This window comes from Thermodiscus maritimus (assembly GCF_055382595.1).
Genome location: NZ_AP042434.1, coordinates 158,173 through 171,062 on the forward strand (window position 1 = coordinate 158,173; position 12,890 = coordinate 171,062).

Annotated in this window: 11 protein-coding genes and 1 tRNA gene; 5 read left to right on the forward strand and 7 right to left on the reverse strand. The window is 51.7% G+C overall.

Going from position 1 to position 12,890, the window contains the following annotated elements; translation table 11 throughout:
• The first annotated feature begins 1 nt into the window (after position 1).
• The gene (locus ACZ47H_RS00830) at positions 2–562 is read left to right on the forward strand and encodes a rubrerythrin family protein (protein WP_464933337.1); all 561 of its coding nucleotides are present in this window, start codon (positions 2–4) and stop codon (positions 560–562) included.
• Between the two features lie 131 nt (positions 563–693).
• Positions 694–1,713: a TRM11 family SAM-dependent methyltransferase gene (locus ACZ47H_RS00835; protein ID WP_464933338.1), complete on the forward strand. Its 1,020-nt coding sequence runs from the start codon at positions 694–696 to the stop codon at positions 1,711–1,713.
• Between the two features lie 108 nt (positions 1,714–1,821).
• On the opposite strand, the gene ACZ47H_RS00840 is transcribed toward ACZ47H_RS00835, so the two are convergent.
• From ACZ47H_RS00840 to ACZ47H_RS00855, 4 genes are all read right to left on the reverse strand, one after another.
• Positions 1,822–3,495 (reverse strand): AAA family ATPase, encoded by a 1,674-nt coding sequence (locus ACZ47H_RS00840; RefSeq protein WP_464933339.1) that lies wholly within the window; start codon positions 3,493–3,495, stop codon positions 1,822–1,824.
• Positions 3,496–3,505: 10 nt separating this feature from the next.
• A complete protein-coding gene (locus ACZ47H_RS00845) occupies positions 3,506–4,879 on the reverse strand; it encodes a hypothetical protein (protein ID WP_464933340.1) in 1,374 nt (457 codons plus the stop codon).
• Positions 4,880–5,344 carry a hypothetical protein gene (locus ACZ47H_RS00850; RefSeq protein ID WP_464933341.1) on the reverse strand — a complete coding sequence of 155 codons (465 nt, stop codon included), beginning with the start codon at positions 5,342–5,344 and terminating at the stop codon, positions 4,880–4,882.
• A 379-nt stretch (positions 5,345–5,723) separates the two neighbouring features.
• Positions 5,724–6,422, reverse strand: coding sequence for an A/G-specific adenine glycosylase (locus tag ACZ47H_RS00855; RefSeq protein ID WP_464933342.1), 699 nt, complete (start codon positions 6,420–6,422; stop codon positions 5,724–5,726).
• Positions 6,423–6,481: 59 nt separating this feature from the next.
• Between ACZ47H_RS00855 and ACZ47H_RS00860 the strand changes: the two genes are divergently transcribed.
• Positions 6,482–7,528, forward strand: coding sequence for a hypothetical protein (locus ACZ47H_RS00860; RefSeq protein ID WP_464933343.1), 1,047 nt, complete (start codon positions 6,482–6,484; stop codon positions 7,526–7,528).
• Here the strand turns inward: ACZ47H_RS00860 and ACZ47H_RS00865 are convergent.
• The 3 genes from ACZ47H_RS00865 to ACZ47H_RS00875 form a co-directional block, all read right to left on the reverse strand.
• Positions 7,525–8,934: a DNA cytosine methyltransferase gene (locus ACZ47H_RS00865; protein WP_464933344.1), complete on the reverse strand. Its 1,410-nt coding sequence runs from the start codon at positions 8,932–8,934 to the stop codon at positions 7,525–7,527. The two genes, ACZ47H_RS00860 and ACZ47H_RS00865, sit on opposite strands and share 4 nt — an antisense overlap.
• Positions 8,931–9,131 carry a CopG family transcriptional regulator gene (locus tag ACZ47H_RS00870; protein WP_464933345.1) on the reverse strand — a complete coding sequence of 67 codons (201 nt, stop codon included), beginning with the start codon at positions 9,129–9,131 and terminating at the stop codon, positions 8,931–8,933. The genes ACZ47H_RS00865 and ACZ47H_RS00870 overlap by 4 nt, the downstream gene beginning before the upstream one ends.
• Before the next feature lie 204 nt (positions 9,132–9,335).
• A tRNA-Gly gene (locus tag ACZ47H_RS00875) sits at positions 9,336–9,414 on the reverse strand.
• A gap of 159 nt (positions 9,415–9,573) precedes the next feature.
• On the opposite strand from ACZ47H_RS00875, the gene ACZ47H_RS00880 reads away from it, so the two are divergent.
• Both ACZ47H_RS00880 and ACZ47H_RS00885 read left to right on the forward strand, forming a co-directional pair.
• Positions 9,574–11,556: a hypothetical protein gene (locus ACZ47H_RS00880; RefSeq protein WP_464933346.1), complete on the forward strand. Its 1,983-nt coding sequence runs from the start codon at positions 9,574–9,576 to the stop codon at positions 11,554–11,556.
• Between the two features lie 27 nt (positions 11,557–11,583).
• Complete coding sequence (locus ACZ47H_RS00885) at positions 11,584–12,882, forward strand: SLC13 family permease (RefSeq protein WP_464933347.1); 1,299 nt, start codon at positions 11,584–11,586, stop codon at positions 12,880–12,882.
• Positions 12,883–12,890 lie beyond the last annotated feature (8 nt).

Genomic DNA, 12,890 nt, shown 5'->3' on the forward strand with positions numbered 1-12,890 from the left:
CGTGACAGAGCCTAGACCTATGACTAAAGAGGCCCTTCTCTCCGCCTACGCGGGAGAGTCGATGGCCCACATGAGGTACCTCATCTACGCAGAGGTCGCTGAGAGGGAGGGATTCCCCAACGTCGCTAGACTATTCCGCGCAATCGCCTTCGCAGAGCAGATACATGCGAGAAACCACCTGAGGAGGCTCAAGGATGTAATGGCGGATGAGAAGATCACCGCCGGCGCCCCGATAGGTATAGGGAACACCTCCCAGAACCTGGAGCTAGCGATAATGGGCGAGGAGTTCGAGATAAACGAGATGTACCCCATATACATAGAGATAGCCAAGAAACAGGGGGATAAGGCTGCCGAGATAAGCTTCTACTACGCCCTCTCAGCCGAGAAGATACACGCAGAGCTATTCAAGGAGGCCAAGAAGTACGTGGACCAGGGCAAGGACTGGCCCCTCAACGGCTACATCTGGATATGCCCGATATGCGGCCACACCTACGTGGGCAAGGAGCCCCCGCCGAAATGCCCAATATGCGGAGCACTAGGAAAAGACTACGTCAAATTCTAGAACCAGCAACCCACTAATACCCCTTGACTCTTTCCCATAAACCACCAGCAGCCCCACCTATAATATGGATGAGCAATTCAACCATCCAACACGAGAATACCGCTGACATGCACGCGGGGCTGAAGCCGCGAATGACCCGTGAGCCCAATAACAAGCCGGGAGAGGGACCCCACACTATGAAGAGGGTAACATACGACGACTACCTAGAATACATCAAGGAAAACGACACAGTACAGGTAGAGAACACAAAGATAAAGCTGGAGCCAATCAAGGTCAGGAGGCTCCATCCCACGCAAGATGAGCTAACAGATACGAGCACTACAGTGTGGAGCTTCCCGAAAAGGGGCAGGTGGGCGACTCACAGGGGAGACTACCGGGGAAACTGGCCCCCGCAGCTGGCTAGAGCCTTAATCCTCGCTTACACTATGCCGGGAGACACGATCCTGGACCCCATGATGGGTAGTGGAACCACCTGCATAGAGGCGAAGCTGCTGGGGAGGAACTGTATAGGAGTAGACATAAACTATGATGCAGTCATACTAGCACTCCACAGGCTGTACTGGCTGGAGAAGCATCTGGAGGAGGCAGCAGTACTCCAAGAGGGACTCAAAGGTAAAAACCAGATTGAGGGTCCCTCCCCAAGCCAAAACGCCACATTAGAGGAGATGCTGGAGGCCAAAGTGGAAATATACCACGGTGACGCCCGCAACCTAGACAAGATGAGAGACGAGACCATAGACCTGGTAGCAACCCACCCACCATACTACAACATAATACGCTACGGTAAGAAGGGGGAGAAGACACAGGGAGACCTCTCCAGGGCAAAAAACCTGGGGGAATACCTTGAAATGCTACGGAAAATAGCCGAGGAAGCCTACAGAGTCCTCCGCCCAGGAAGGCACATGGCGATCCTCCTCGGCGACACAAGAATCCGCAAACACTACGTTCCAATAACACACTACGCACTCCAAGAACTCCTAAAAACAGGATTCATACTAAAAGAAGAAATAATAAAAATCCAGCATAAAATGAAGACGACACGGGAGAAATGGAGCAAGCTGAAGGAGAGAGACTTCCTGCTGATATATCATGAAAAGCTGTTTGTGCTGAGGAAGCCGTATGTGCTGGACGAGCACAAGAGGTACATCTAAAGCTCGCGTCCCGGCACGAACCTGTTTCGATCAATATTTTAAAAATATTAGTTTAATACATAGAAAATTAATAAATCCAGCCTCGCAAAAGAGCAGGAGAAAAAAGGACTACACCACAGTTGGGAGAATATAGTACAGTAGCCATGGCTCACCCTCTGGGGTTCTCAGCTTGAACAAGACTGATCCTATCATAATCCTGTACAAGACGTTGACTACTCCATCCACGTCCTTTAGATCCAGCTCCCCCAAAGCCTCCTTGGGGCCGCGTGCAACGAGATTTACAACTATCGTGTCCATATTATCCAGTCTTGAAGTCTGCAGTGGAACTACATCGCGTCCCACTCTGCTCAAATTCCTCACGTCCTCATATACGTATCGGAGAGCATTCACCATGCTGGGGAGCAGGACGGCGAGGTACCGTCCCTCAGCTTCACTTGGAACATTTAGATCGATAAGGGTTCTAAACTTCCTTCGAGAGCTCGACGAAATGTACCCTCTCGTATCGAGCTTTAAGTCATGGAGAACCACTATTATTACGGATTCACGCTGGCCAATAGTTCTTCTTAACAGTATAAAGTCTATCCTGGGTCCAGATTTCCTCCTCCTTGATCCGCTCTTTGCATAGGTTTCCGCAGGCGGGGTTATACCTAATGCTTGAATGCTCGAGGACCTTATAGCCTCTGCTTTGAGCTCAGCACTGAGTGCGTCTACGCCGTTAAGAATAGCTCTCTTTAGATCGCTTACATCTATGTTTTCTTTCTTTTTGACCAAGTAGCTTGAGTAGACTTTCTCTAAATCAGCGGCCAGCTCCACCACTCTCCTATCTCTCAAGAACTTGAGCAGCAGGTCTGCGATACCAGAGCCGCTCAAGGCGTTTACGAACCTATCTCTTGAGGCTTCCGGATTGTAGTATTCAATGATTACTCCTTCATGGATGTCAGCGACCTTGGGGAGGCTTGCAAGAGCGAGCATCGCCAAACCGTGCGTGTAAGACTTAACGTATTCTAATAGTTCGCTACAGTCGCCTCCAGCGTTTATGATATAGAACTCAAAGATTCCCACTATAGTTTTACCCAGCTCATCAAGCTTGCTTAAGGACCTCATCCTAGACCAGTATGCGTCTAGATTAACCAGTGTAGCGCCTCTAAATGGTTTAACAGGAGTCATTTCAACGTAGCTCTTTTTGAACGCCTCAGTTAGAGATCTTTCGGGGGACTCGCCAAAGAACATTGTAGCCTTAGGAGCGCTAGCCAGGATATCGGAGAAGATCCTAGAGACAATAGCTTGCCCTTCCCGGGTGGTGCGCTCGCTCTGCGCTGCGATGACGAGTTTTAACCTTCCCGCATGCTCGAGTAATAGAGGCATAATTTCATCCTTTATGTATCCCATGGCGGCCTCGCTCGCTTCAGCTATGTCATCAAGTGCAAGAATGATCTTCTTCTCCCCCGCGTCTTCAAGCTCTTTTTTAACATTATCTATTAAACTATTAAACTTTTGAAGTCCGCTTCCGCTGAGCATATCTCCAGGGACGTATTTGAACTCCCATTCTGGCGAGTGATAGTGTTGCACATATTTCATAAGGAGGGTTTTCCCGCAACCCCTCCCACCTAGGATTATTATTATGTTTTTGTCGAAAGCGCCTTGGCTTCGAATATAATTGAACACAGGGTTCTGGTCGAGGCCTTTACTAAGCACCTTGCCTAATTCGTCGTATGATATCCTGCCCACCATCCTGCTTAGAAGTTTTTCAACTCTTCTCCTGCAGTCCTCACCTGCCTTCACGGCGCACCACCTACTCCCAGATATTCTTTACTATTAACATAAATCTATTAGGACGTATAAAAATTGAGTCATATCCTATACCTCTTGGAGGCAGTCTCAGCACCGGCTCCCTTGTAGTTGCAATGTGAATCCCGTCAACACCGGACTCTATAAGTAGAGCTAGGGAATCTGTGAAAGAGCTCGATTTGTACAACAGCTCGGTGGATATGCTAACCGAGCCTATTGAGGCCTTGATCCTCCTCAGGATATCCGATTCATCCCAGAACTCGAGTATTTCCTTAGCAACCTCTTCAATATTCGAGGTGAAGCCTGATCCTTCACCGTGCTTCTTGATAAGCCGCGAAACAGCTACAGCTATATCTGCAGGAGTGACGGCAAAAGTGTTGCGCGCTTCTATTGCGTACTGTAAGAGTATCGGAGAGAGGAAGAGCAGGCTTGCTAGGGCTGAAGCCGCTCCAGCATATATGCCTTTTCTGGGCGCAATGAGCTTCATCAAGTCTAGGGAGATGGCTCTCCTGCCTGCGAAGTCCTGGAGGGCTACCATATAGGTGGCGGCCGCATATGTCATGACATCGTCTCTCACGAACCACTTCCACTCCTGGAAATCTCTAGGATGCGTTCTAGGTCTTAGCTTGACGAACAGCACTGCTCTCTGCAACTTATTTATATATTGGCCTCTCAGCTCAACGCTCCTTGAGAGGAGAGACTTCTGCACTTCGTAAAGCATATAGTCTAAGTCGTGCTCGTGGCCTTCTACCTTCGCCAGCGATCCTTCAATATTTCTAGCAAAAGATTCTATTTCATTTCTCATAGAGTAGAACAAGTACTGATACTTGTATACTCCCTCGAACACCTTATTCTCCATTATCTGATTTACCAGCCAGAGGAAGGGCATGAGGTCATACCTTACCCCTTCCTCAAGAGCTTGGAAAGCCGTGTAAAGAACATCGTGGGCCCTTCGGTTTCCGCTAATCTCCCTTATCAGATTCTCTATAAATGAAGACAGTAATGAGGGATTAAGAGTCCTCCACGACGGTATCATCTCCGAAGATGAACCCGCCAGCTGCAGCATTCTCCCAAATGCGAACCAAGCCAGCAGTGCGCGCCAGGCACCCCTCGCCTTCCAATCGACGACCTCCTCAGTTAGATAACTATCTATCTTGCTATAGTGTCCTTTAAATAGACTTACAACGAACCCCCGTACAAACGCCCTGTAATTGCGGAAGGTGACCGTTTCCTCACCTATATCTCCTGTCCTTATAAATATGAGCGACTGCCTTTCAATCACACGCCAAGCCTCCTCATTCAATAGAGGCAACAGGAAAGCCACATCGATAAAGGGGTCGTTCCTAATAAGCTCCACCTGCCTCCTACGGACCCTCATCTAAACCACCCTAAAATACTTTCTATTTGCAACTAAATGCTTCAAAGCATCCGCGAGATCCTGTTCTTCAGTAATATCCTCTCTAAAACTCACACGATTCTCCGTAAAGAATTTGTATGGGTTCCCCTTAAAATCTAATTTAGCCGGAAGGATAACCTTATCGCGCCCCGGCGGGTCATGGGGTCCCTTCCCTATCACTATGCCGACCCCGTTCTCATTTGCATATCTCTTAAGGATATCCAGATCCTTTTTGTCTCTAGGCTCTCCCTGTAGTCGAAGTATGACTGAGTCATATACGCCGGACTCTTTATATCTTAAGATCTGTCCAATCTGGTTCAGTGCTGTAGTCACTGAAGGCTTTGATTCTACAGCTACTACCAGAGGAATGAGCAACACTGCCTCCACATCCGGACCGTGAGACCCCTTCCCCCTCCAAATGAGAGGAACTTTAAAGCCGCCTCCCATAGCTGGTCTCCTCTGTGTTAGTTATAGTTCGTCTACAGTAATAAGGTTTTCTTTATCATTCATCTTCTTTCATTCATATTCGTCCGCATCTTAGTTCTTCGTAGTAGTTCAGCTGTTCTGAACCGCTTTGTGCTCGACTCTGAGAGATGAAGCATCTTCCAATTCACGATTACTGCGGCATAGAGTTCTATAATTTCAAACATATTATTAAAATAAATATAATTCATGGAGAGATGGTGCGCCCTGCTCCAATGACCGAGGATGAATGGCAGGAGTATATTTTCCTGGACAACAGATGTCCATCCCCCTGCGTACAACCTGTGCTGATCTTCCCTCAACTGCTCGGATGGTCATGTCCGGTCTGGGCTTGCACAGCTGCTTAATCTCCCTGAGACAGCAACCGCAGCCTGTAAGTACAAATATCTCTCATGGGGCATTCATGGCACTTGGGGCTTCTAGCGCTGCATATTTTTCTGGCGAAGTCGAGCACGCCGTAGCTGAATTCCCTGGCTAGGTCTGGATCTTTTGGAAGTAGCATTTTCGCATAGCTCCACAGCTTGGGATCTGTGTGGGGCCTCTTCCTGGCGGACTTTACGCCGAGGACTCTTTCAACTACTCTTATCATGTTTCTGTCGAGGAGGGGCTCTGGCTTCCTGCAGGCTCCTAGAAGAACCTCTGAGGCTATGTAGTCTCCTACTCCGGGCAACTTCTTCAGCTTTTCCTTGTGGCAGGGTATGATGCCCTTGAACTCGTCTTCTATCTTCCTGGCCAGGCTTATTAGGTGGCGGGCTCTTTGATGCTCGATGCCCAGGGGGCGTATGATCGCTCTGACCTCGTCTTCCCCTGCAGCTAACAGGTCCTTGGGGGAGGGATACTTTTTAATAAACTCCTCGTAGACTCTAACCACTTGTCTTGTTGTGGTTTTCCTAAGAAGGAACGCCGCTACAAGTATCTCCCATGCACTGGCTGTTCTCCTCCACGGCAGGTGCTTGTCTCCATGCCTCCTGTACCACTCTATCACTCTCCGCCGGAACTCTTCAATCCTATCCGCGTCGCCCTGTAGCATAGAAGCCGTCAACCCCCGCTGTGCATTAATTAATACACAGAGGTGGATAAGCATATTGCATGGGATGCCGGGTGCCGCCTTTAACTGTTCCCTTATGCAGGCAGCTGATAGAAGAAGCTGTTAGAAGGGGTTCTCTCTCGATCGAGTACCTGCACTATGAGGACCCCCGCCGTCGAGTTCGGCGTGCAGACACCTTATGTGAGGGGATTGTGAGGGGGCGTGATTGGGAGTCTTTCTCAAGCGTAGATGAGCTGCTTGAGTGGCTGAGCTGGAGCACTGTACTGCTAGATGAAAAAGACTACCTTACCGCGACTGTCCACACGCTGAGTCTAGCACCCAAGATAGCCGCTACGGACTACGGGACAGCGAGGCAGAGGGATCTTGGCCAGCTGGTAACCGATGCTGTGAGGGGCTTTCTTGGCGAGATAGCGCTTGCAAAATGGCTGAAAGCACGGTTTGGGATAAGCGTGAGCCTCGATTACCGTAGGGGGCGTCTAGCCGAGTTCCTCCCCTCAGATATAAAGCTTGTGAATGGTCGGCCTTCAAACCTTAATGTGAGCATTAAGACAACAAAGCTTAGGGGGATGTGGCTGGACATTCCCTTCAAGCAGATCGAGCACAGCCACGTGTTCGTTCTCGTCCGCGTCGGGGTCTCTCGAGAGCACTTTCTCGCGTTCCTCAAGGAGATAAGCGCGATCAAAGACAAGATCCTGGCTAAGGCGTTCGAGATGGGGATTGTATCCGAGGATGAGCGCGATAATATCTGGAGGGCGATCCCCAAGTTTACCAGGATACCGGCCTCCATCGCCGGATTCTTCGACAAGAGAGAGTACGAAGACGCCGTTAGCGAGAGGACCTCGATAATCCTCGCCGGCGGCGAAATGAAGAGGAAGAGATTCATAGTTAACCTTTTCGCCGGCTACTGGCACCCTGAGAGGAGGGAGTACAGGGAGAGGATTCTCGAAGTACTAAGAAGACAGGGATACAGCGTCCCGGAGAACGTCAAAATAGAGTTTGCCGGCATAGGGAACTTCTCGAGAACCCTCCACTTTATAGTCAGCTCCGGGGCCCTAAGGCGGAGGAGGGAGGACTGGGAGAGGCTCGTCCGGGATCTTTAAGCCAGATCGTCAAGGACTGCTGCTAGGGCTTCAGCTATCCTCTTAGCGGCTAGCGGTGGTACTGCTTCGCCTATTTGCGCTCTTATCTCGCTCTTTCTGCCGTAGAAGAGAAAGCTGTCTGGGAACGTCTGCAACCTAGCCTTCTCCCTAAGAGTGAGCGTCACCCTGTCTCTGTCGTAGTGGTATCCCCGGGTTCCTCCTCCCCCGTAAGCGACTACTGTATAGGCGGGCTTCAGGGGATGGATCCTCTTATAGACCAGGCTTATCCCCCTCCCCTCAACCTCCCAGGGGGTCCCTCGTACAAACTCGTGGTTTTCTCCAGGGGGGATCCTCTTCATCCTCTCAACCACAGCGGGGTCCTCTCTCGGCGGGTCTGTTGTGGAGTCGGGGAGTGTGAGTTCTTCAACAGGCTGACCCAGGTACCCAAGCTCCCCGAGCACCTCCTCGTGGTGCCGCAAGGCCTCCTCAAGCTCCTCGGGCGATGACGCGGCAACCTTGTTAGCGGCTAAGTAGTCCTCCACAATGTTGAATGTGAGCCTGTCCCACACCTTCTCCTTCCACTTTAATGCTCTCGGCGTGCCCACCTCGCGCCAGACATTCTCCCACTTCTTCATGACATCCCTATACTTGCCGTCTAGCTTGTCGAGCCTTTGCCCTTCGAACACCTCGATAGGAGTGAGCGGATACTTGTAGAAGAGCCACCTCCTTCCCCCTACAGTGGCTCGAAGCTTTGCCCAAAGAGTGAGCAGCTCGGCCATTCCCCTTCTGACCAGGTCCTTCCTCACACCTATTATGATAAGCCGCTCTCTCTTTTGAGGGACTCCTAGCTTGGAAAAGTCCACGATGCTGTTAAAGGCTATCTCGTAGCCCTCAACTCTGCTCGAGCTGGATGCGGCTATTACCTTTCTGACCTCATCCCAGCGGATTTTTAGATTGGCGAAGTCTTCTAGTATAACCTTGTACGCCATCCCCTTATTCGCGCTGACGAGGCCGGGCACGTTCTCGAAGACAAAGGCTTTGGGCTGGAGGGTTACCAGAGCCCTCACAAAATGAGCGTAGAGCCTGCCCCTCTTTACCTCTATCCCCCTCCTATCCCAGTCGGGTCCCCGGACAATCGAGAAATCCTGGCAGGGAGGACCTCCGATGACAACATCAATATCGGAGCCAGATAGGCTGGTGAAGTCCACACGGGATACGTCGCATGCTAAAATAGTCCCCGTCTCCGCAGGCTCAGCTCCACTCCCGCTGCACAGCGAGAGTTTTAAGCCAAGATTGTTGGAGTATGTCTTGGCGGCCGCCGGCTTGAGCTCGTTGGCGAACACTATCTTGAACCTTCCCGTCTCAGCAAAGCCCAGATCAAGTCCCCCTGCGCCGGAGAATAGGGATACAGCTGTGTACTGCTTCAAGACCCTCTGCCTCCAATATTTCTCTTAGTATAGTATGAGATGATTGACTTCTCGGAGAGCCACGACAAGACAATATTCCTGACAAGCTCAGCATCGTCGCTGCCCATTATCCCCCGAAGTTTTTCAATAACCTCCCACTGCTCCCTCGTAAATGTAACCTGGACCCTCTTAGCCTTACTATTTCTCTGACCGCCCAAACCACACACACCAAACTCTATTAGCACACATTGGATACACAAGCCATATAAGTCTTATACTCATTTAACCTGATCCTGCCTGCTAGACTCCGCGGCCCCTATAAAAGACTGCTGCAGTTCACAGCACGAGAACCCAGCAACACAACCAACGGCGATTTGCACTAATAGAACGGCTAGAATATGTGAATGCACATAAATGCATGATGGTGCGGCCGCCGGGATTTGAACCCGGGATCGCCGGCTTGGAAGGCCGGCGTCCTAGTCCAGGCTAGACGACGGCCGCTCTCCGTTGATTGTCTTGTTTTGGCTTGTGGGTTTATAGGTGTTAGCTCTTGGCTGGTGGTGTCATGGTGTTGTATTTGTTAACTGCTTTTACTCGTGGTTTATAGACCCTAAGAGTGTGAGGGTCCCTCGCCGGGTACGGGTTTGGGTGTCTAGACTGTTGAGACTGCCTGTCGCTATACGGTATATACTGGTCCTCCTGGTGCTCGTGGCAGCGTCTAGCGTTAACCCTGCGTTAGCCGACGCTGGTGGCGGTGTGGTTGTTTCGGGGAGTCATGAGAGTGTCACGGTTGTACTCCCCACTCCCACTGGAGGGTGCAGCGTTGATGTGAGAAATGCTACTATAGGGTCCCTCGTCGTGGTTGTTGGGGATGGGTGTAGAGGGGCTAGTATTGTTGTCTCCAACTCGTCTATCGATGAGTTTGAGGCTTGGAGTCGTGGAGGAGTGTTGAGTAACGTGCTTGTTATGGAGTCGCATGTGGGCACCGCTGTAATTGAGGGTGCTGGCCTCTTGGATGTGGAGGGGTCGAGGCTGGCTACTCTCAACGCTTCCGTTGACTCGCTTAATATTAATGGTAGTGTATTCGGGGGTGTGGTGGTAGCCTATACTAGCAGGGCTAGCGTCGAGGATTCTAGAGGCGGTGTCCTCACTGCTCGGGCTCGTGGTGGGAGCCCGGTCCTCATAGTACGTGATCTGGCTATGAGCTGTTCTCGGCCCTTCGGGGGCTTATACGCTTCCGGCTCCGGCGGGAGCGTGTACGCCTCTAACGTTTCCATCACGTGTACAGGGGGTAGGTCGGAGATGTTGTTGGAGGGATTCTCCCGCGGGATCATTGAGGGCCTGGTGATGAATAACAGCAACTCTTCCCTCCAATGGGTTAGCGGCAGATCGGGGGTGCTCGTCGTCAACGATTCAGTCGTATATGGCAATGTGAGTATAACAGCTCTCGGGGCCGAGGGCCGCCACCACCTCCCGCCCGGGAGTGGGAACAGCGCCTACGCCTCCCTCCAGCCCACGGGAGCATCCCAGGTATTGATCATGAATAGCATTGTAGGCAAGATTGTGAGGACGGGCAACGAGTCGAGGCTCCCAGCGGTCTCAGTCTCGATCACCGCCCGGGAGGTCCTGCTCGTGAACTCTTCATCGAATAGTGTCCTCATGAATGTCTTCGCGGGGAATACTAGCATAGTTGATTCGAAGCTGACGGTTAGGAGGCTATCACTCTTCCTCCACGGGCATCTCAAGGTAGCAGGCACGAGGCTCTCGTCTCCCGAGGCATATGTTGTCGCGGTGGGGGATTCCAGCGTGGTATTCAACGGGTCCCAGATTGCATCGAAAGGGATAGTGTATTGGGTGTATAATGGGACATTCAACCTCTCAATTACAGGGTCTCGTGTGCTCGGAGCGGCGACGATGTCGGTGCATATTGTAAACTCTACAGTGTACCTTGGAGTTAACGGTTCCATAATCGATAGGAGTGCTAGAATACTCCTCATCGGATACCCTCCTCTCAAGGGGAAAGCCTTCTATGCAACATCTAAATCATACTATGGATCCATCCTCGGCCCAGCCATCATCGTCGGGGACCGCCTTGTAAGGCCTGGTGGTGCGGTGGTGGAGTTTCTCAACTTAAACGCCTCCATCACTGTGAGGGACTGGTATGGGGACCCAGGCCTCCAACACCCCTATATGGGGGCTCCGGAGAACACCACTGTAATCGAGGTCGCTAATGCCAGCGTTCTCCCAGCACTGGAAATGCTCCCAGGCAGTAACAGGAGTGTTTACCTGGTAAGCTTTGAGAGGCCTGTGGGGGTTGTCAAGCTCGTTTCAAGCGCTGGTGTCAGCGTCGAGGTCTACAGTGGAAGCGAGCTTATAGCCTCTGGCAGGGGTGCTGGTGTTGTTGAAGTCCAGCTTCCAGGCGAATATCGGGAACTGGTACTCGTAGTAAGAAGGGTCCCCTTAGTGAACACTACATCGCCGCCAGCTGAGGCTTCTATAACCACGTCTACGAACCCCCCATTACAAGCCTCTAGGAGCAAGGGTGTCCTTCCTCCAGCCGTCTTGTTGGCGGCATTGGTCCTGCTCGGTGTCATCTTCTGGGTTTGGATCCGGTCGCGGAAGCCTTCTTCTTATACCGTGTAGGTTCACGGATGGCTTGGGAGCCGCGGTATGGAGGCTGTCATAGCGACTGCCCTGTTCATAGTGGTGATACTGGCTATAGTCTCCAGGGCTTTAGAGGAGGCTGTAGCCGCCCTGGCAGGAGTAGTGCTCATGGTGGTGCTCACCAGCTATACTCCCATAGATGCATTCCACTACATTGATTGGAATGTTATGGCGATACTCTTCGGCATGTGGGTTCTAACAGGTTATATGGTGAAGGCTGGCTTCTCGCAGGTTGTCTTGAGCTATATTAGGAGGCGGGTCCAGAGCTATAGGAGCCTAATACTGATGCTGGCAGTCACCGCGGGGTTCGTATCCCTCTTCGTCGACAACGTTCTAGTCATACTATTGTTCGGGGGCCTCGCCATAGAGGCGGCTAGGAGGAGCGGTGGGAACCCGGTTCTCGCGGTTGTCTTAATCGGCCTCTCTGCCAACTTCATGGGCACAGCCCTCTTGATGGGAGACCTCCCCCCACAGCTCCTCCACAGCATCGCTGGCGCTGAGTTCTCAGACTTCATATGGAGCCATGGAAGGCCCAGCAGCTTCCCCCTCCTAACAATCACATTCATCCTAACCCTCGCAGCATACTATCTCCTCTATATCAGGGAGGAGCCTGGAGAGCTGAATACAATCTACGATGATGAGGAGGGTGTTGATAGGGGTCTGCTGTTGCTTTCTACCATCTTTTTCGCCCTAACAGTGGCGGGCATGGCTATTAGACCCCTACTGGGTGTCCCGCTTGGCTTCATAACTGTGACAGGCGCCGTCCTCCTAGCCTTAACGGTTGAGGCTACTAAGAGGATGGGCCGGGAGTGGCCTGGCTTCGACGAGATACTTGGCGAGGTGGAGTGGAGGGCCCTCCTATACTATGCCGGGCTATTCGCCCTTGTTGGGGGGTTGGAGCACTCTGGAGTGCTTGAGATGGTGGCCGAGTGGCTCATACCATACCTTATGGCGGGGGGAGTTGCAGCCTACACTATATCGTATTGGGTTGTGGGTGCGCTCTCAACAGTGGTGGAGCATGACGCACTACTCCTAACATTCCTCTACATTATAAGGGACGCTTCCGAGGCTGGAGGCTTCAACCCATGGCCCCTCTACTGGGGGATGGCGTGGAGTGCTACCCTAGCCAGCAACACTACTACGGCCGCAGCGCCCGCACTCTATGTTGCCGTCACTCTCGCCGAGGAGAAGGGCTACAGGGTCTCTGCAGGGGAGTTCCTAAAGTACAGTGTACCCTTCTCTCTCACGAGCCTATTCATACAGTATATCCTGTCATCGATGGTCTGGGCCCCCCTCATCCATTAAGGATGGGG

Coding starts and splice junctions, on each gene's coding strand:
- ACZ47H_RS00835 (WP_464933338.1), top strand. CDS start 694: ATGACCCGTGAGCCCAATAACAAGCCGGGAGAGGGACCCCACACTATG.
- ACZ47H_RS00845 (WP_464933340.1), bottom strand. CDS start 4,879: ATGAGGGTCCGTAGGAGGCAGGTGGAGCTTATTAGGAACGACCCCTTT.
- ACZ47H_RS00850 (WP_464933341.1), bottom strand. CDS start 5,344: ATGGGAGGCGGCTTTAAAGTTCCTCTCATTTGGAGGGGGAAGGGGTCT.
- ACZ47H_RS00885 (WP_464933347.1), top strand. CDS start 11,584: ATGGAGGCTGTCATAGCGACTGCCCTGTTCATAGTGGTGATACTGGCT.